Origin of the sequence: Lysinibacillus sphaericus, assembly GCF_006864135.1 — a bacterium.
GTDB lineage: Bacteria > Bacillota > Bacilli > Bacillales_A > Planococcaceae > Lysinibacillus.
Genome location: NZ_SADV01000001.1, coordinates 65,621 through 82,463, shown reverse-complemented (window position 1 = coordinate 82,463; position 16,843 = coordinate 65,621). Strand labels below are relative to the sequence as shown.

Genomic DNA, 16,843 nt, shown 5'->3' with positions numbered 1-16,843 from the left:
GGATAAAAAAACATGAGGATTATTTTGGAATTTGAGTACATCCCAATAGCAATCGGCTGATAAAACAAATAAATATTTTTAAGGATAAGTAGGCCACTAGCCACAAGGAGGGCAGGCTTACTTTTTTTGCGCCATTACGCTCTCAGCGCAATAAGTAACTTTTATCAATTATATGAAAAGTGATAACCCAGCTTGATCGAACAACAAATATAGAAGTAAATATAATTGATTAAATTTCTGCTGAACACCAAATACTGCGCAACTAAGGAATTAAATGATTTAGGTAATAACTTGATTATAAATAATAATATGGTAAAATTGGAAATGTAAGGAAATGAATTATAGAAGGGGATAATTGATTATGTTTACAGCGAAACAAAAACTAGTTACCTTAGCAACTACTTTAGCATTAGGATGTGGATTTTCTTTTTTCGGGCAAACACCTACATCTGCTGCATCAAATGAACTTTCGACAGATTCTATTTCTAGTTCATCTTTTGAGAAACAACAACAAACCCATTTTACAGGTTATGTTGTTTCTGTTGGTGATCATTATATGACAGTTGTAGATACGCCGACGATGGAAGAAGCGCTATTTTATCAAGAAAATTGGTGGGACTTAGTCAACCAAAATAAAATATTACTTGTTCCTGTTTTTGATGATATTTCTTATACCAATGGAGATAAACTAGATGTTTATTTTAAAGCAATGACTATGTCTCTCCCACCTATTGCGATGTCACCTATCATTGAAAAAGTAACAGAATAGTCTATGTTTAAAAGAGGAGGGTGAAACTGGCGAAAACCATAAAAGCGTGAGAAATCAATGCTTCTAGAATGATTTCTCACGTTTTTCATCAGATGTGTAGAAGTCAAATTTGCTCCAATTGTTCAAATAAATATGGTTTGCAAATCGTATCTCTTTTTTTACTTGGATTAGGCTGGAACTTTGGCTTAATTAGTGGTACTGCTCAAATAGTCGATTCGACCGAGCCGTCCACTAGCGCAAAAACACAAGGGAAATTGATGTTTTAGTTGCACTAGCAGAGGCTTCTGATGGTGCATTAGACACAATAAAAAGATTGAAAGGCTTAGGAGATAGTCCTAAGCCTTTTATTCACGGTCTTATCGAAGGAGCCTCTGACTTCTTATGCATTCGCTCCTGTCAAGAGAATATGAATGTATATATCTTCACAGAAGGAAAGAGTCACCTTAATTTCACACTGTAATACCTCATTGCTTTTGGAATTCCCTTTATTTCAAAAACTCCTTTATAGATTAGGCTTCTCACCCTATATTCAATAAAAGCATCACCTAATTGATTGTTCTGTCCATATACTTCCCCGATTAACCTTGCTGATTTCATAAAATCTTTTTCACTTTGCTCAGCATGTAAATTTCTGGCAGTATTCACAATAAAATCATCAAAGTAATCTTCATTGACAGTGTTAATTTTGTTATTTTCCCAAATCCTCACCAAACCCTCTGATTCTGCTAATGCGATCCATTCTCTTTCATATTGTGTTCTATCCTTATCAGTTAATGGTGCTGATATTTTTTCTTGATATATTTTGTTTAATTGTTCCCCATTTACTTCGCCCGTATGGATATCTAAACACCCAAATTCAGGTGTGTTAAATAATTCCTGAAAAGCAAGTGTAGTATTAATCACGAAAATTTCATTCTTTTTTTCTTTTAGCAAGTATAAAAGATAGCGTAATCCAGTTTGTTCATTTGAATTTTCAGCAGTCCATAAAACAATGGGGACCTTTTCGTTTAAACAATCTATTTCTGCAAGTGATTTTGAAAATCTATCTTCGTACTCTTCTTCAAAATAGTCTTCGGAATAATTGAGATGGTCCTTCAACCATTCATGTCTGTGCTTACGACCAACCTCTTGATGAAGTTCCCAAATTGGACCAACAGCAAAGAAATCAGGAAATCCGATTATTTTATTCTCACGGCCTAATCCTACTCGTAAAGAACTAGCAGGAGATTCTCCACACACAATATGAACGGTTGAATAATCTCTCTCAACAAGATTTCTATTTTGTACAGCTTCGAAAAATAAATTGTCTATAGAATTTAATTGTTCTAAAATTTCCTCTGGTAAATTCTTTGATTCCTGCATCATTTTTAGTCGAAACATCATGCTTAACAATAGGTTCTTTGCGTCGCTAACGCTCAAATCTTTTATTGATTTATGTATCTCTTCTATCACTAAAATTCACCTCGTTATTTATTTCGTTTAAATTCTTTGTTATCTATAAATTTCTCGCATGGATATTCGAACTATTTCTTCAACCTTACATAACAAGCTTTAAATACGGTAGGTTGAGGTTTACCATTAGTTATTAAGGCTATCTAATAAAGAACACGACGAGAATCCCGAACCCCACTATTGGCCTTATACCGATGTACCAGATTGTGTATTTTTCGGCCCCTAAGTATTTCTTAAAGTCCTTATATGTATTGAATCTTTCAATATCATCAATTTATGTCCAAGCCGAGGGACAGTAGAATTTCAGTATAAGGGTGGGGTTGAAGTCCTTGTAGTACAATCCATTTTACATGATTCTGGAATAAAAAAACAATGTTCCAAAAATAACTGCAGAGTTTCTCACTTTGAGAACTCACGTTTAAATCAAAGGTACATTGATGAGTATAATTTATATTAAATTTTTTAAAACACATATGTGGAGCATGTAGACTATTGAAATTAATTTAAACTAGTTAAAGACCCACAAACTAACGGAGCAGCAGTTTAGCTAAAGAATGACAAGGAGGACATTTGTGTAACTAAAGAGAATTAGTTTAACTAAAAAGGGGTTGGGTAATAATGGACGGATACACGATGGAATTAAGAAAACTAATCGGAAATAGACCACTAATTTTAGTTGGTTCTACTATTATTGTTATAAATGATAAAAAAGAAATTTTGTTTCAATACCGTTCGGATACAAAAGAATGGGGTTTGCCTGGGGGAGCAATGGAAATTGGTGAGAATTTAGAACAAACTGCTGAACGTGAACTTTTTGAGGAAACAGGGTTAAAAGCAAAAAGTTTTAAGTTTATTGATACTTTGTCAGGAAGTAATCTTTATTATAAGTATCCTAACGGTGATGAAGTCTATAACGTAATTTGTGTTTACTTAGCGGAAGATACAAGTGGCGAATTAGCTATGAATGATGGTGAAAGTTTGGATTTAAAATATTTCCCCATTAATGAATTACCTTGTAAACTTGATGAAGGAGCAAAGATTATTATTGAAAAACATTTTATTTAGGTTTGTTTATTTAGCAAGGAATCGCCATTTTTGTTGTATAAACGAAGTAGATTGTGAAGTATTGTACATAAAGTAACGACGGTACATTTCTAATAAATTGTAACACTTTTTTTACTAAGCAAGTTTAGTTCAAGATAGATAATGATATTGTAGGTGGTGAATTTATGAATAAATTTATTATTACATCAGGTGCAGTAGTTCTGGATGAACATAAGAGGATTTTATTAAAAAAAGATCCTGATCGAGGTTGGGAGGTACCAGGTGGGATTGTAGAAGAAAATGAAAATATAAAGAATGCAGTAGTTAGAGAAGTTAAAGAAGAAACGGGAATAAACATTGATATTATTGAATTTTGTGGAGTATCACAAGACATAAAAAGAAATATATGTAATATGTGGTGGTTAGGAACACCTATAAACGGAAGCTTAAAAGTAAGTAAAGAAAGTTTAGAGGTCGGTTTTTTTAGTATTGAAGATGCATTAAAATTGATAAGAAATGATGACTTTAAAGAGGAACTTTTAAGATGTTTAGATAAAGATAATCATCCATTTTTTATTACATTGTAAGTGATTTTTTATTAGCTAACGGGTGCGAACAAAGGCTTCTGTTTTTATAAAAAGAACGGTTAACAATTAAGCTAACTGTTCAAGGGTTTTATAAAAGGTGTACAGGTTGTCACAAATATTCGCGAGGTGACAGCGGAAGAAATCTCCAAATGTACAAAGAACGGTGGGCAATTGAGTCATTTTTTCACTGGATTAACAGAACTTTAGGCTTAAATGTAACGCCATCAACTGCAACAGTTTGAATGCTTGTTTTATTTGAATTGGCAAAAGGCCGCAAAATTTCGGAAGGACCTTTAGCCCCGTAGCCATGTCCTAAAAGGAAAATTGTAAAAATATATTCTATGCAGGATAAGTGGAACTAACGTAAAGCATTACCTTAGTGGGAATAAAGGCTGGCTTGTTGTAATATCCAATCTAGGCAAAGCTGAAGGGCATGAGGCTGGGACATAACTAAATTGTTCCTTCATAAACCGAACTATTCCGAAACACTTCATGAGAGTTTCATTGAATAGTTGGGTATTTTTGTTGGCTGAAACACATTTGTCCAGCCTGATATTATAAATTATTGTCTAATACTTTAGGGTTATTTCACAATAGCTCTGCTGTATTACTCCATAACGACTATTTTAAAGGTCCTGTATTTTAACTAAAGTTATTACCGAAGTGGCCGTTTGTGCTAGAGGAACAGTGCCTACGGCTCCTAACATAGCAGTACCACCTGTACTAGCACTTACTACTTCATTAAATACTGTGTCTCCTGCATTCAAAGCGAATATCGTTGGGATCATTATGGTTCCGCCATTTCGTACACCACCGGATATGAGGGAAAATCCAGATTGTGCCGGCGATGAATTCACAACGATGGCGGTTGAGTTATCCACTTCTACCTGAAGTCTACTGATTACAAGGTAAATACCGGATACATTTACAGTTACACTGCCATCTCCGTTAATCGTAAAAGCACCTGGAGTATTCGTCGGGTTGCTGAATGTGACCGGAATAATAGTAAAATTGCTAAATGGGCCAACGTCAAATCCAAAAAATACTCCCTGTACGAGTGCAAACGCTGGTCCAGTAGAGCCAGTAGCCCCAGTAGAGCCCGTAGCCCCGGTAGACCCAGTAGCCCCGGTAGAGCCAGTAGAGCCAGTAGAGCCAGTAGCCCCAGTAGCCCCGGTTGGGCCTACTAAAGAAGGAGCAGCCAAGATGTTTTCCAGTTTAGATTGAAGGAGTAGCTCCTTCTTAATTAATTCTTGCATAGATGCTAGGGGTTATATTAGGGAGATTTGCTTGCGACACTGTCTTCATCCTTTCTTAATTTGTCGATCTAATAGAGAGGTCTACCTTCTTTTAGTCGTATAATGTAGGATATGATTTTTAAACATTAACGGTATGAGCTTTCAACCTGCGTATACACTATTTTTACAAATACATACCACTAGAATTGGACACAAAGAGCCCAGAATCACCAACGTCTCCCGGTCTTAGACTCGCGCTTCCTATATTCCATACTGCCTCCGTTTTTTTACCCGAACTGAACCTTAAGTATGAAGTTAGATACTTACGCTTTGTTTATAAAATGAAAGTGAAGCAGGTGAAGTAGTCATTTCATTTAAAGCTACAATTGAAGGTTAAATTGGTGAGGGGTTACGGGATTATTTTAAAACGAACAAGAAACAAAAAAGTGAAACTAATAAAAAATAGGACCAGAACTCATAAGGAGTACTGGTCCGTCTGTGAGAGACGTTTTATTTAGCATCTTACAATATATCCCTGGATATTTCTAATGCCTTTAAAAGTAATTCTTTATACATGAATGGATTCCCTTTCCTTTTAAAGCATAGTGCTTGATAAAATAAAGCTTGATAGGATCCTGTACCAGACATCGTTAAATAGGCAAGGTTTTGCTCTCCTAATGCAAGACAATGCTCTAAGGTTAAAATACACTCATTAAACATACCTTCATGATAAAGAGAGACTGCCTTATAAAAGTGTAAATCAACATAATCAGGGTATAAGAGAATCGCTTTGTCAATTCCTTTTATTGTGTGTTTAGTTTTGGGAGAAAAAGAATAATATTAAATTGATGATAGTATAACACTTGATATATCTAGTATATTCAGGTGTTTTCTTTTTACCTGAAATATTTTGTTATGGGATTTATTACCTTGGTTATTTTGAGTGAGGTTTGAATTCTGTATTTTCTCAAATCAATATTGATTTTTAAAATTAAATTAAGAGAGATTTATAGATATGGGTTTAGATAAATATAGATGGATTACTAAACAAACAGTAATAGAACATTTACTCGGTAACAACTAATAGAACCTAGAATAGCGATTACTATAGCGGTAAAGGATAAAGAAACTGGCCTTATTGTTCCTCACCTATTACACATTTTATTAGAGAAAAATATGAATCTAAAGGAAAAAGTTTGAGTTCACAATTGAATCCGGCAAAACAAAAAGTGAAGTTTTTCAATTTTATCAACGAACAAATAACAGCATCTCTTTTATAATCTTTCAAAATCAGTTGGGTAAACTTTTATAATGAATTATGTAAAATGAAGGCTAATTAAGAAAGTTTACTAAGATTAGGTTTTAACTGATCTTTTTTATAAAAGTAGTAATACATAAATTTAACCCACACATTTTGATGGATCTTTGTTCAAAATGCGTGGGTTTCTTCTATTACAAAATCAATGTTTACAGTATCCTTTTAATCAAACTTTATTCTAAAGCTACACTATTCCAATAAAATACTTTCAAAAGTACTTGACTGGAGGTAAGAAAGGGGCTGGGCGATAAGTGCCAGGCTCTTTTTCGATTATTTTTCAAGAATTGTGTTATAGTACTTCCCTTAACAGTTACTCCTCCATACTATACTCTAGAAGTGAAAATTGCGATAGAAAGGAGATGTGTAAATGTCACAAGCTAATATCCCAAATATTACACCAACCATCACACTTACTAGAGATGACGCTGTAAATCTCTTACTAGCTTCTATTGCTTTAGAAGAATTAGGATTAAGCCACATCATTAACTCAGAAGCTGAAAAAATCCAATATGCGGTTGGTACGATTCCAGGATTAAGTAGTCCTGCCAGTATTAGCGATATTCTTAGTATTAACCAGAACGTCAGAGACACGATGAATACCGTAATAAAGAAAGAGATGCTATTGGATTCCAAGTTATCCACTGTGCTTAATTCCACCGTGACAATCGGAGCCACTGGACCAACTGGAGCCACTGGACCAACTGGTCTCGCTCCTACTGGTCCTATAGGGATAACCGGGACAACTGGAGTAGTAGGTACGACCGGTCATACGGGAGCGAGTGGAGAGACCGGGAGCAGAGGAGCAACAGGAGCAACAGGAGCTACGGGAGCTACAGGAGCTACAGGAGCAACAGGAGCAACAGGTACTACAGGTGCTACGGGATTAACCGGTCCTTGTCCGCCGAATTGTCCACCGGGGCCAACGGGTCCTACGGGAGCCACTGGAGTTGGAGCAACAGGTGCGACTGGAGCGATCGGGGCGACCGGGGAAACGGGTGCGACGGGTAGTGTCGGAGCTATCGGAGAAACCGGTGCGCCTGGTGGCACAATTACCAATGCAAACGCGAACTTCATTACCGTCGGTACGCAAACCGTAGCGAACGGCGCACCCCTTATTCTACAATCGAGTAATGCCGTTAACGGTACGCTGATTTCGAACACTCCAGGTACAGGGACGATTAATCTCGCTGCCAACCACACGTATTATGTCAATTATGCGGCACAAGCGGTCGTTACAGGTACTACTGCATCGGCGACTATTTTTTTGGACGGTGTTCCTGTAGCGGGGACTACGGCAACTTACATTACGACCGCAGGGACTCCGGTACAGTTGGCTAATCAAACCATTATCCAGTCAGGAGGCACACCCGGAACGCTACAAATAATAAATACTTCTGGAGCTTCGACTGTGTTCAATGATATTTCTGTATCAGTTTATACACTTCAATAAATAAATTAAAGAAAGGAGTGCTGCCAAGTGTCACAAGCTAATTTGCCTAATATTACACCTATGATCACGTTAACCAAAGATCAGATCATCCCTCTGTTACTCGCTTCAGTTGCCATCGAAGAACTGGGACTTAGCCATATTCTCAATGCCGAAGGAGAGAAAATTCAATATCTGCTCGGTACGCTGCCCGGATTAACGACTCCAGCCACTTTAAGTGATTTGCTGCTGGTTAATGACAGCGTTCAGGATACAATTAGTACTTTAGCCAAGAAGTCTATCTTATTGGAATTTAAGTTAGACAACATCCTGCAGCAGGATGTGTCCATAGGCGCTGCTGGACCGACCGGGGCAACCGGCGCGCTGGGTCCTACAGGAGCAACTGGGCCAACCGGGGTGACAGGCGCGACAGGAGCTATGGGAGTCACCGGCGCGACTGGGTCAATTGGCGCGACAGGTGCAACGGGAGCAACAGGCGCAACGGGCGTTACCGGGGTAACAGGGGTAGCTGGGGCAACCGGAGCAACCGGTGCTAACGGTCCAATCGGGCCAACGGGTACTTGTCCGACAGATTGTCCACCCGGGCCGACAGGGCCGACAGGTGTACCGGGACCGAACGGTGTTACTGGCACGACGGGAGCGACGGGAGCGACAGGGGCGACGGGAGCCACAGGTTCGACAGGGGCGACGGGAGTAACAGGTGTCATATCCCCTGCAACGACAAACTTCCTAAGCACCATATCATCCGGGTTGACTATAGGCACCGCCAATACACCCCTACCATTTAATACGATAAGATTGCTACAAGGTTCCCTTATTTCACTTACTCCAGGTAGTACGACTATTTCTCTACAACCAGGCCACACCTACTATATTGCGGCTGAGGTTGGATTTAACCTCGTTTCCACAGGAAACTCTGACTTCCGGCTCTTATTTAATGGTACGCAGGTACTTCGTCCCTATATGTCAGGAGCGACAGGTAATTTCGCTACATTGGGAGGTAGTGCAATAGTAAATGCTACAGGGACCACCGCTTCGACCGTTCAAGTTGCCACCGGAGCAGATTCAGTTGGTACTGCTAGCAGTGTTAACGTAAGCATCATTGTCTTAAGTTGAGCTAAATAAATTAACGATAAGTGAGAGGAGTGATAACATTGTCGCAAGCGAACATACCCAATATTACACCCACGATAACGATTGGTTTAGACGACGCATTAAATTTGTTATTAGTATCTGTTGCCCTTGAAGAGCTAGGGCTAAGTCATATCGTTAATGCTGAAGCCGAAAAACTTCAATATACGCTTGGAACCATTCCAGGGCTAACCACACCAGCCTCTGTTAGTGACCTGCTGAATATCAACAGCAGTGTAAGAGATACGATCACGCAAGCTATAAAATATGAAATGCTGCTAAATGATAAATTAGCTGTTGTTATCAACACGCCCTTGAAAGGACCTACCGGGGCTACTGGACCCATCGGGGCTACAGGCACGACAGGTGCTACGGGAGCTACAGGCGCTACAGGCGCTACAGGCATCACAGGAAGTACCGGGGCTGTTGGTACGATCGGGACAACAGGCGCTACAGGGACTACAGGAGTTTTAGGCGCTACAGGCAACATGGGTGCTAGAGGTAGCACAGGAAGTACCGGGGCTACTGGGATAACTGGCCCTACTGGGGTTTGTCCGTGTGTAACCGGACCTACAGGAGCCACTGGAGCAAGTATTACCGGGGCGACTGGGGCGACTGGGGCGACTGGCGTGATTGGGGCGACAGGAGCTACAGGTGCAACAGGCACGACAGGTGCTACGGGAGCTACAGGCGTACAGATTACGGAGAATAATGGATTCTTCTTTATATTGGGCTCTACTCCGATCGTTGCGCCTGGTGCTGCTATAGCATTTCCTACAAACACCACGCTTAATGGTACAGCGATAACCCATGTAGCCGGTTCAACGGATTTCATTCTCGCACCTAATCAAACCTACTATATCGACTATCGTACGAAAGCGGAATTATCTACTGCCGGAACGATTATTGGCAATGTTGCGTTGCAGTTGAATGGAGTAACGATTCCAGGCTCAGATTCAATCATGCAGTCATTACCTGGCGGTGTTCAAGCTCAAACAGCGTTGATATCAAACACAATCATCAATACACCTAGTGGAGCTCCAAGTATATTAACGCTGATTAATAACGGAACGATACCTCAATCGTACGACCTTACTAACTTAAGTATCATTAAACTCGTATAGGGCGTACAAGGAAAGGAGAAGAATATGAGTAGTAGCGCAGATTTTGCTTGCTCGGGGGGATGCGGCGCCATCCCTATGAGTGGATCACCAGCTATACTATTTACTGTTGTGCAAAATGGAACTTCTATCCAGTTGCAGGGAATGTCCGACGTCTTATTGGCTCCAAACACAGCCTATTTGGCTGAATACAACGTTCAGTTTAGTACGCCTACTGTGGGTTTTGCTTTATCTTCAGAGTTAACTCTTAACGGCTCACTCATACCAGGATCGCAAACATTATCCTTCCCATCGACCATTCCTCCGGGATTGAATACACCTGTCTCAAGTGTATCGGGTGGAGCCGTATTTAATACGCCTTCTACACCGAATCCAAGCGTTTTACAACTGGTTGGATTTCCTCCTTCTGGTGTGGCGGGAGCCAACTATAGCAGTGTTAACCTTCGGATCGTCGAAGTTGATCCTTCTAACGGAGGTTCCGTAACCAACAATAATGCTGGCATTTATGGATATGGGTATGTAGATGTAGGTTTTGATGAGCCGATCCCTTTTTTAGAAGCGGAAGTAACTAACGGTACGGGCATCAATTTTTCATCAAACACGCCAACGTCTATCTCATTAGCACCTAATGCCACCTACTTTGTTTCTTATAATTTCATTGCGTGCCCCTTGATCGTAGGGTTAGCTGTTCGTGTTATATTATCTCTGAATAACGTATTTTTGAATCAAAGTTTATCGTTGGCTCCAGCACTTACTGATCTATCAACCATATTTACAAGTGCGGCGGGTTCAGCCGTCTTTAATACAGGGGCAGACCCAAATCAAATTCTGGAACTAATCAATAATACAAATACAATGACCAAGTTTGTATCAGCCAATATAAACATAGTTCAAATTGGATGAACCATCTTGATCGTTCGGGTTTACCGTTTACTTCACTCAGATTTTGATAAATCGAATAGGAGGAAGTGACTCGTACCATATCTCTCATACCATATCGACTGATCTGTGAATAATTGGTCTACAAATATACGCCAATATCCCTTCCAGGATTATCTACAATCAAGAGGCTGTCTCAAAAGTGATTAGCTTGCTGGAGATACAGCTCGCTTCGAACAAAGCTTGATGTTAAATCTGAAAAAATGGTGGTGCAGGGGTTATTTCTGAACCGCCATTTTTTTATTTTGGTCTATTGTTGTTTGTTTAAGTAGATTTTGAATATGTGAATGCCCCCAGACCCCCAGACTTAATTTTCACAAGCCACACAGCCGGAAATACGCAAATATCTGGTTACTCTTCATTTGCCCGAATATACTTTCTGGTTCACTTTAGATGGATTTTTTTCTATTCCGATTTATTGAAAAGAGGTTTAGAAATGGGAGTGTTACATTATAGAGTTCGTACATTTTGATCAATCTTTTTTCAAAATGTATGGGTTTCTTCTATTATAAAATCAACGTTTGCAGCATGCTTTTAATCAAACTTTATTTTAAACCAACAAAAGATGAAGAAATTGATGAATGGTTAACTAAAATGATGAAAAAAAGAAAAGAAAATTAAAGGATTCATTTAAAAGAGAAGCATAGTGACACTTGGAGTGTACTTTATGCTTCTTTTTTATCTTTATCAATATATAACCATGCACATTCTTAAAAGAGGAATTTTTTATTTTTGTATTGTTACATATCTTTTTTAATTTGGTGAGGTATTAAATTCTAAATTGAATTTAATTTAATTAAAACCCAATAATTCATCTTTTGCTTCCTTATACTCAGGGTATATTTCTAGTGCCTTTAGAAGTAATTTTTTATACATGAATGGATTCCCTTTACTTTTAAAACATAGTGCTTGATAAAATAAAGCTTGGTATGATCCTGTACCAGACATCGTTAAATAGGCAAGGTTTTTCTCTCCTAATGCAAGACAATGATCTAAAGTTAGAATACACTCATTAAACATACCTTCATGATAAAGAGAGACTGCCTTATAAAAGTGTAAATCAACATAATCAGGGTATAAGAGAATCGCTTTATCAATCCCTTTTAATGCTTCTTTAAAGGATCCGGAAGTTACTAGTATTGAATATTTCAGATTATATAAAAGGGAAGAGGGCTTAAAACCAGCTATCAAAAACCTTTTAATAGATTCATTACAATATAAAAAAGCTGTTTCGTATTTTTTTTGCCGATAGTATTCACTAGCAAGATGATATTCCATCATCGGACTATGTTTGTCGTTTTTAATTTCAGAATGAAGCAAACTCATATTCCGCTCATTTTTCTTCTTCTTCTCTGTTACCTGTGTAAGGTATCCTAAATGATGAATCTTTATAGGTAAATGTTGAATGTTATGAACATCCATATCCAAATCATTTAAGTTTATTGTTTCATGAATACTATTTTCAAATTTTAAACCTAGGCGATTTTTAAATAGCCTGGACTGTGCCATAGTATAAATTCGATTTTGATCTATTTTATCACCATAATAATTCACAAGCTCTAATGAAAATATATCTACATTAGAATCCATAATATATTTATGGAAAAGGGTTCTATCAATATTTTCAAGAGTTTCATCTGCATCGAGAATTAATATCCATTCACCTTTCGCATTTTCGAGGCTTATATTCCTTGCTTCTGCAAAATTATTATTCCATTTATGCGAGATTACTTTTGCTCCGAAACCTTTACCAATCTCAATTGAAGAATCCGTAGAGCCTGTATCCACAATAATTATTTCATCTACTATTTCTTGAACACTCTTGAGGCAACTAGGTAAGAATTCTTCCTCATTTTTAACAATCATACACATAGAAACAAAACAATTATCCAATTAATCTCCTCCCTCAATAGTATATCTTTAAAACTCTATGAATATGAATAAAAGAAAAAGGAGTGTTTTTGTTGAGTATCACTTTATCAATGGTGGTGAAAAATGAGGGCGATCGATATTTAAAAAGGGCGTTGATGCAACATAAGCCATTTATTAACGCTGCTGTCATTATAGATGATGCTAGTACAGATGATACTATTTCAATTTGCAAAGAAGTACTCACTGGGATTCCGTTGAAAATTGTGGAAAACAAAGAATCACGCTTTTTTAATGAAATAACGCTTAGAAAGCAACAGTGGGAGGAGACAATACAAACAAACCCTGATTGGATATTAAATCTAGATAGTGATGAAATGATGGAATCATCTTTTCTTACACAATATGAAATCATTACAAATCAACAAATGTATGATGCCGTCTATTTTCGTTTATATGATATGTGGAATGACTCACATTATAGGGAGGATAAATATTGGTATGCACATAGAACTTTTAGACCTTTTCTAGTTCGCTTCAAACCTACAGATCAATATGTCTGGAAAGAGACAGCGCAGCACTGCGGTCGGTTTCCATTAAATATTTTTGAATATAAACACTTTTATAGTACCGTGAAAATTCAGCATTACGGATGGTCAACAGAGAAAGATAGAAAAGCAAAGTATGAAAGATATATGGAGCTGGATAATGGAGGGGTTTATGGGTGCCTCGAACAATATCATTCAATATTAGATAAGGATCCAAATTTAATTAAATGGGGTTGAAAAAGTAATGGCAACAATTAGTCTGTGTATGATAGTGAAAAATGAAGAAGAGGTTTTAGGTCGATGTCTACAATCAGTAAAACATATTGTAGATGAGATTATTATTGTAGATACAGGATCTACTGATGATACTAAGGTAATAGCAAAAAAATTCGATGCTAAAATATATGACTTTGAATGGTGTAATGATTTTTCTAAAGCTCGTAACTATTCCTTTAGTTTAGCAAACAAGGATTATATTCTGTGGTTAGATGCAGATGATGTAATTGAAGAGAAGGAACAGTTGAAATTAATTAAACTAAAAGAAAGTTTATCCGAAGAGATAGACACAGTAAGTATGCCCTATATATTATCTGTTAATGAATTTGGTGATGTAGGCTATCAGATACGTAGACATAGGTTGGCTAAACGAGAACGACAATTTCAATGGGAAGGTAAGGTTCACGAAGTCTTATTAGTTTCCGGAAATATCTTACACAGTGATGTAGCTATCAAACATAAAAAAGAAAAAAAACACACAGATCGAAATTTACTTATCTATATGGATTGCTATGAAAGGGGAGAATACTTTTCACCCAGAGATGTCTATTATTTTGGCAATGAGTTACTGGATCATAAAAAATATGAAAAAGCTATTGAGCAATACAAAGCATTTTTAGATGCCAATCAAGGATGGGTGGAAGATAATATTAATGCATGTTTTAATTTATCAAACTGTTATAGTCTACTTAACGAGAAAGATTTACAGCTACAAGCGTTATTACGCATTCTAGAATATACTAAACCCACGCCGAAATTTTGTTGTTTTTTGGGGGATATTTTAAAAGAAAAAGGGAATATTAATAGTTCTTTGTACTGGTATTTAACAGCAATAAATATTGGTAAACCTGAAGCGGAATATTCGGTTTTAGAACCACAATATTGGACGTGGTATCCTCATCTACAACTATGTGCATTATATTTTCAGCAGGGGGACTTGAAAAATTCGGAATTTCATCATGATCATGCGAAATACTATGTGCCAGAACATCCAAGTGTTATTTTTAATGAACAATTTTTTAATCAACAACTTGAAGAAAATGAATTATCTGTAGAACATGACATAAAGAACCAAATCTTTAATTTAGTAGAAGCAGAGACCGTTGAGAAAAATAAAAAAGGTAAAGTCAAAATACTGATTGGGAGCCCAATTAAACAAGATAGTGATATTTTGATGCACTTTCTCCATTCACTTGATAATTTAGAAAAAAGTGATGAAGTACAAGTAAATTACTTATTCTTTGACGATAATGATGATTTGACATCAAAGAAACTACTAGAAAACTTCTCTACTAATCGAGAGGTTTCCATTATTGAAACAAAAAATAAATATGAATATATAAAGAATGATGTCACACATTACTGGACCCCAAATAATGTACATCATGTGTCAAATATGAAAAATCATATCCTTCATTATGCTAAAGAAAAAGATTTTGACTATGTATTCTTAATAGATTCAGATTTAGTGTTACATCCCAAAACTTTAGTTAATTTGCTTAAAGCAAACAAGGATATTATATCAAATATATTCTGGACTAAGTGGACACCCGATGCTATTGAAATGCCACAAGTTTGGATGCAAGACGAATATCAACTATTCAATAAAGAAGATAATCATATTCTTTCTGAAAGTGAGATTAAACTTAAATCCATTGAATTTATTATGAAAATGAAAGTTCCAGGGATATATAAGGTCGGAGGACTAGGTGCGTGTACACTTATAAGTAAGAATGTAATAAATGCTGGTGTAAACTTCAACAAAATTTATAATGTTTCTTATGTTGGTGAAGACCGTCATTTTTGTATAAGAGCAGCAGTACTCGGCTTTTCTATGTATGTAGAAACGACCTACCCTGCTTTTCATATATACAGAAAAGAAGACCTAGAAGAAATAGAGCAATGGAAATCTAAAAGTTCATTCAAACAAAAAGGGGAATGAAAATGAGTTGTTTAAACGATGCCCTTTCAAAAAAAGTAGATTTTTCATTTTGTATCGAAAAGGAAATTTCAAGACATTATCTTTATAATGTAGCTGAAAAAATAATCAAAACAGCAATTGACGATGAATCAAAACATAATTTGGTTATAGAAAATTTAACTTTTTTATTTACTAAAATTCATGGTCAACAAATATCTGATATGCAAAAATATAGTATTTATAAAAAAATACTTATTGAGTTCAATGATGTGATAGAAACTTCATTTACAGAAAAGTTAATAAAAGAGTTGGTTATTGGAAATAAATTGTTACATCTTCTGAACAAAAAATTAGAGCAATATCAACTGAACAAGAAAGTAGAATGTACCCATCTCAATTTTATCATATTAGGAATAAAACATAATTACAGTACGTTTTTGATTGAGATAGATCCAAAATTAATTGATTTAATTAATACAAATCATGCAGATGAAAGCATTATTAGCTCAAGAAATAAAAATGTATCTTCTCAAAATAATACTACAAGTGAAAATATTAGTAGCCCACGAGATAAAAGTATTTCTCAAAGGAATAATAGGGAAAATATTTGGATAGATAATAAAAAAGTATGGAATCGTAGTGATGATGACTAATTTATCGTTTCACGGTTAAAAAGAGGGGTATAGGTTTTTCTCTCTGGATTTAGAAGAATTAGCGGTGATGAAAATCTAACGAGAATCAAGTTACGTGTTTGTACGATCATAGGCATCTATAAAAGTACCCTGTAAAAGACTTAAAAGGTCCTGCACCCCTAAAGTTAGAAGTCAAAATTCTACTTTAAGGGTGTTTTTTGGGGGCAAAATACAGTGAAGAATTCAAAATAATTGAAAGCGTTGGGTACGACTAGATGGAGCAGAACTTATCGTAAAGAACCTTTTTTTTAAAAAATTACCATCGAAGCTCCTTATATATCTACTTTACTAAATGATGCGGGAGGTATTGTAATACGCTATACAAAACGTTTATTCCCATATATTTGCATGAACACAGACGGACCAGTACTCCTTATTGAAGTGAGTGCTGGTCCTATTTATATATATATATTCGTATTTTGTAGCTTTAAATGCATCACTTTCATTTTGTAAACAAAGCGTAGGCATTTGATATTATACTTCATGTTCAGTTC

General features: G+C 36.6%; 15 protein-coding genes and 2 pseudogenes. 12 read left to right on the top strand and 5 right to left on the bottom strand.

Annotation, left to right across the window (positions count from 1 at the left end; all coding sequences use genetic code 11):
• Positions 1–361: 361 nt before the first annotated feature.
• Complete coding sequence (locus tag C7Y47_RS00380) at positions 362–769, top strand: DUF3221 domain-containing protein (RefSeq protein ID WP_142506956.1); 408 nt, start codon at positions 362–364, stop codon at positions 767–769.
• Between the two features lie 137 nt (positions 770–906).
• A pseudogene (locus C7Y47_RS25310) lies at positions 907–1,067 on the top strand (MFS transporter); the annotation flags it as partial.
• 140 nt (positions 1,068–1,207) lie between these two features.
• Here C7Y47_RS25310 and C7Y47_RS00370 read toward each other — a convergent pair.
• Complete coding sequence (locus C7Y47_RS00370) at positions 1,208–2,221, bottom strand: DUF1835 domain-containing protein (RefSeq protein ID WP_255504948.1); 1,014 nt, start codon at positions 2,219–2,221, stop codon at positions 1,208–1,210.
• 83 nt (positions 2,222–2,304) lie between these two features.
• Positions 2,305–2,553 (bottom strand): annotated as a pseudogene (locus C7Y47_RS26225) (transposase); the annotation flags it as partial.
• Positions 2,554–2,839: 286 nt separating this feature from the next.
• On the opposite strand from C7Y47_RS26225, the gene C7Y47_RS00365 reads away from it, so the two are divergent.
• The 3 genes from C7Y47_RS00365 (at position 2,840) to C7Y47_RS26020 (ending at position 4,094) form a co-directional block, all read left to right on the top strand.
• Positions 2,840–3,286: an NUDIX hydrolase gene (locus tag C7Y47_RS00365; RefSeq protein WP_142506955.1), complete on the top strand. Its 447-nt coding sequence runs from the start codon at positions 2,840–2,842 to the stop codon at positions 3,284–3,286.
• Positions 3,287–3,450: 164 nt separating this feature from the next.
• Complete coding sequence (locus tag C7Y47_RS00360) at positions 3,451–3,852, top strand: NUDIX hydrolase (RefSeq protein WP_142506954.1); 402 nt, start codon at positions 3,451–3,453, stop codon at positions 3,850–3,852.
• A 65-nt stretch (positions 3,853–3,917) separates the two neighbouring features.
• Positions 3,918–4,094, top strand: coding sequence for a transposase (locus tag C7Y47_RS26020; protein ID WP_142507279.1), 177 nt, complete (start codon positions 3,918–3,920; stop codon positions 4,092–4,094).
• A gap of 384 nt (positions 4,095–4,478) precedes the next feature.
• Here C7Y47_RS26020 and C7Y47_RS25205 read toward each other — a convergent pair whose 3' ends face one another.
• Both C7Y47_RS25205 and C7Y47_RS00345 read right to left on the bottom strand, forming a co-directional pair.
• Positions 4,479–5,108 carry a hypothetical protein gene (locus tag C7Y47_RS25205; RefSeq protein ID WP_221887661.1) on the bottom strand — a complete coding sequence of 210 codons (630 nt, stop codon included), beginning with the start codon at positions 5,106–5,108 and terminating at the stop codon, positions 4,479–4,481.
• A gap of 501 nt (positions 5,109–5,609) precedes the next feature.
• Complete coding sequence (locus C7Y47_RS00345; RefSeq protein ID WP_142506953.1) at positions 5,610–5,807, bottom strand: hypothetical protein; 198 nt, start codon at positions 5,805–5,807, stop codon at positions 5,610–5,612.
• Between the two features lie 965 nt (positions 5,808–6,772).
• On the opposite strand from C7Y47_RS00345, the gene C7Y47_RS24765 reads away from it, so the two are divergent.
• The 4 genes from C7Y47_RS24765 (at position 6,773) to C7Y47_RS00325 (ending at position 11,007) form a co-directional block, all read left to right on the top strand.
• The gene (locus tag C7Y47_RS24765) at positions 6,773–7,855 is read left to right on the top strand and encodes a collagen-like protein (protein WP_185903353.1); all 1,083 of its coding nucleotides are present in this window, start codon (positions 6,773–6,775) and stop codon (positions 7,853–7,855) included.
• A gap of 318 nt (positions 7,856–8,173) precedes the next feature.
• Positions 8,174–8,968, top strand: coding sequence for a collagen-like protein (locus tag C7Y47_RS25970; protein ID WP_305067632.1), 795 nt, complete (start codon positions 8,174–8,176; stop codon positions 8,966–8,968).
• Between the two features lie 38 nt (positions 8,969–9,006).
• Entirely contained in the window at positions 9,007–10,107 is a 1,101-nt protein-coding gene (locus C7Y47_RS00330) for a hypothetical protein (protein ID WP_436970089.1), read from the top strand.
• A 24-nt stretch (positions 10,108–10,131) separates the two neighbouring features.
• Positions 10,132–11,007: a hypothetical protein gene (locus C7Y47_RS00325; RefSeq protein ID WP_142506952.1), complete on the top strand. Its 876-nt coding sequence runs from the start codon at positions 10,132–10,134 to the stop codon at positions 11,005–11,007.
• Between the two features lie 828 nt (positions 11,008–11,835).
• Here the strand turns inward: C7Y47_RS00325 and C7Y47_RS00320 are convergent.
• Positions 11,836–12,936, bottom strand: coding sequence for a glycosyltransferase family 2 protein (locus C7Y47_RS00320; RefSeq protein WP_142506951.1), 1,101 nt, complete (start codon positions 12,934–12,936; stop codon positions 11,836–11,838).
• A 71-nt stretch (positions 12,937–13,007) separates the two neighbouring features.
• Between C7Y47_RS00320 and C7Y47_RS00315 the strand changes: the two genes are divergently transcribed.
• The 3 genes from C7Y47_RS00315 to C7Y47_RS00305 are packed head-to-tail and all read left to right on the top strand — an operon-like array spanning position 13,008 to position 16,310.
• On the top strand, positions 13,008–13,697 hold the full coding sequence (locus C7Y47_RS00315; protein WP_255504947.1) for a glycosyltransferase family 2 protein: 690 nt from the start codon (positions 13,008–13,010) through the stop codon (positions 13,695–13,697).
• Positions 13,698–13,704: 7 nt separating this feature from the next.
• A complete protein-coding gene (locus tag C7Y47_RS00310; protein ID WP_142506950.1) occupies positions 13,705–15,678 on the top strand; it encodes a tetratricopeptide repeat-containing glycosyltransferase family 2 protein in 1,974 nt (657 codons plus the stop codon).
• A 2-nt stretch (positions 15,679–15,680) separates the two neighbouring features.
• Positions 15,681–16,310, top strand: a complete 630-nt coding sequence (locus C7Y47_RS00305) for a hypothetical protein (RefSeq protein WP_142506949.1) — start codon at positions 15,681–15,683, stop codon at positions 16,308–16,310.
• Positions 16,311–16,843 lie beyond the last annotated feature (533 nt).

Coding starts and splice junctions, on each gene's coding strand:
- C7Y47_RS00380 (WP_142506956.1), top strand. CDS start 362: ATGTTTACAGCGAAACAAAAACTAGTTACCTTAGCAACTACTTTAGCA.
- C7Y47_RS00365 (WP_142506955.1), top strand. CDS start 2,840: ATGGACGGATACACGATGGAATTAAGAAAACTAATCGGAAATAGACCA.
- C7Y47_RS00360 (WP_142506954.1), top strand. CDS start 3,451: ATGAATAAATTTATTATTACATCAGGTGCAGTAGTTCTGGATGAACAT.
- C7Y47_RS25205 (WP_221887661.1), bottom strand. CDS start 5,108: ATGCAAGAATTAATTAAGAAGGAGCTACTCCTTCAATCTAAACTGGAA.
- C7Y47_RS00345 (WP_142506953.1), bottom strand. CDS start 5,807: ATGTTTAATGAGTGTATTTTAACCTTAGAGCATTGTCTTGCATTAGGA.
- C7Y47_RS24765 (WP_185903353.1), top strand. CDS start 6,773: ATGTCACAAGCTAATATCCCAAATATTACACCAACCATCACACTTACT.
- C7Y47_RS00325 (WP_142506952.1), top strand. CDS start 10,132: ATGAGTAGTAGCGCAGATTTTGCTTGCTCGGGGGGATGCGGCGCCATC.
- C7Y47_RS00310 (WP_142506950.1), top strand. CDS start 13,705: ATGGCAACAATTAGTCTGTGTATGATAGTGAAAAATGAAGAAGAGGTT.
- C7Y47_RS00305 (WP_142506949.1), top strand. CDS start 15,681: ATGAGTTGTTTAAACGATGCCCTTTCAAAAAAAGTAGATTTTTCATTT.